We start from the raw sequence: 2,190 nt of genomic DNA on the forward strand, positions 1-2,190 counted from the left end.
TCGGAAACGCGGCCTCCGGCAATTTCGGCGGCGGCAATTCGGGGACCGACAACATGGGCTTCGGGAACTCCGGCGGCCACGGCGCAACCTTCGGCGGGGCCGGGGGCGCCGGCGGCAACGCCGGCATGCTCAGCCTTGGGGCGGGTGGCGCCGGCGGCGCCGGCGGCGAAAGCATCACCCCGGTGGTCGGCATCGGCGGTGCCGGCGGGGCCGGCGGCAACGGCGGCATGCTCTTCGGCGACGGCGGTGCGGGCGGCAACGGCGGATTCGGCCCGCAGACCGGCGGGCGCGGCGGGGCGGGCGGCGCCGCCGGCCTGCTCACCGGTTCCGGGGGCGCCGGCGGCACCGGCGGAGACGGCCTGACCTCTCAGGGCGGCGCCGGGGGCGCCGGGGGCAGGTCGGGCCTCATCGGCGACGGCGGCAACGGCGGTAACGGGGGCAACAGCCAGGGCGCCGCCAGCAGCACCGGCGGTGCGGGCGGAGCCGGCGGCAACGGCATGCTGATCGGCGACGGCGGCAACGGCGGCAACGGCGGCCTCGGCCAGGTGCGGGGCACCACCGGCGCCGGCGGCATCGCCGGTCAGCTGCTGGGCCTGGACGGCTCCAACGCCCCCGCCAGCGCCAACCCGCTGCACGCCCTGCAGCAGCAGGCGCTCACCGCGATCAACGCGCCCGTCCAGGCGGCCACCGCCCCCGCTGCGGCCGGCGCCGAACATCCCGCCGGTGCCGCCGGCCCCGCCGGTGCCGCCGGTCCCGCTCACGCTCGCCCCGCCGAGCCCGCCGGCGCCCCCGCTGGAGAACAGCCCGCCGTTGCCGCCGGCGCCCCCGTCCCCGCCGGGACGGGTGATGCTGTCGCTGCGCCCGCCAGTGCCGCCCGTCCCGGCCGCGCCGGAGAGCATGCCGGCGTTGCCGCCGGCCCCGCCGTTGCCGCCGGTTCCCGCGTCCGAGTTACCGCCGGCGCCGCCGATGCCACCCGAGCCGAACAGTCCCGCCGACCCGCCGTGGCCGCCGTTGCCACCGTTGCCGGCCAGGGCCAAGGGGGTTCCGCCGGCACCGCCCGCCCCGCCGTTGCCGATCAGCCCGCCGTTCCCGCCGTTGCCCCCGTTCCCGCCGTTGTTGCCGCCCCCGGTGCCGGAGCCGCCGGCGCCGCCGTTGCCGATCAGCCACCCGCCGTCCGTCCCGTTCTGCCCGGTTCCCGGGGCGCCGTTGACGCCGTTGCCGATCAGCGGGCGCCCGGTCGCCGCCTGCACCGGGGCGTTGATCGCGTCGAGCAGGCTCTGCAGCGGGGACGCGTTGGCCGCCTCGGTGGCCGCGAACATCGCCCCGCCGGCGCTCATGGTCTGAACGAACTGTTGATGGAAGGCCGCGGCCTCGGCGCTCAGCGTCTGGTAGGCCTGGGCGTGCCCGGAAAAGAGCGACGCCAGCGCCGCCGACACCTCGTCGGCGCCGGCCGCCAGAATCCCGGTGGTCGGGGCCGCCGCCGCCGCATGGGCGGCGCTGAGCGCCGAGCCGATGCTTTCCACGTCCGCCGCGGCGGCCGCCACCAGGTCGGGGGCCACAATCACAAACGACATCGCTGTCCTCCCGGTCGTCGTCGAGCGTCGGGGCGGATGCGCGTCGCCGCCCATCCGGACGCTCGTCTGGAATCACATTCAGGATGTGGGGGATGCGCCGCCGAAACGTCGGTCATAGCTCGTAGATTGCGCAGGCGCGGGGTCGTAGATTCTGCGCCGGGCGCGGATCACCCTGCGCCTCACGCAAGCTCGATGTTGCCGTTCAGGCCCAGCAGCAGCCCGCCGGTGCCGCCGGCGCCCGGGGTGCCGTGCGGGGGGCCGTCCCCGCCGTTGCCGCCGTTGCCGCCGTCGCCGACGACGACGGCGTTGCCGCCATTCCCGCCGGCGCCCCCGGCGCCGCCGTGACCGTCCGCGCCGGCGCCGCCGTCGCCGCCGTCACCCACCAGAGCGGCCTTGCCGCCGGCCCCGCCTGCGCCGCCGTTGGTGAGCGGGCTGAGGCCGGCGGCGCCCCCGGCGCCCCCGGCGCCGCCCGAGCCGTTGAGCAGACCGGCGTTGCCGCCCGTGCCGCCTGCGCCGCCGTTGCCGGCGAACAAGCCGCCGCCCCCGGCGCCAGCAGCCCGGCGTCGGTGTCGCGGACCAGCCGGCGATGGGCGCGCGCCGCCTCGACGGCCCGCCA

General features: G+C 78.4%; 1 protein-coding gene and 1 pseudogene. Both read right to left on the minus strand.

Features of this window, described 5'->3' with window-relative positions; genetic code table 11:
* The coding region (locus A5673_RS30390; RefSeq protein WP_156747903.1) for a PE family protein at window positions 1-1,574 on the minus strand (1,574 nt) is incomplete at its 3' end.
* 179 nt (window positions 1,575-1,753) lie between these two features.
* Window positions 1,754-2,190, minus strand: a pseudogene (locus tag A5673_RS05850) (hypothetical protein); the annotation flags it as partial.

The organism is Mycobacterium sp. E3198 (genome assembly GCF_001667015.1).
Lineage (GTDB): Bacteria > Actinomycetota > Actinomycetes > Mycobacteriales > Mycobacteriaceae > Mycobacterium.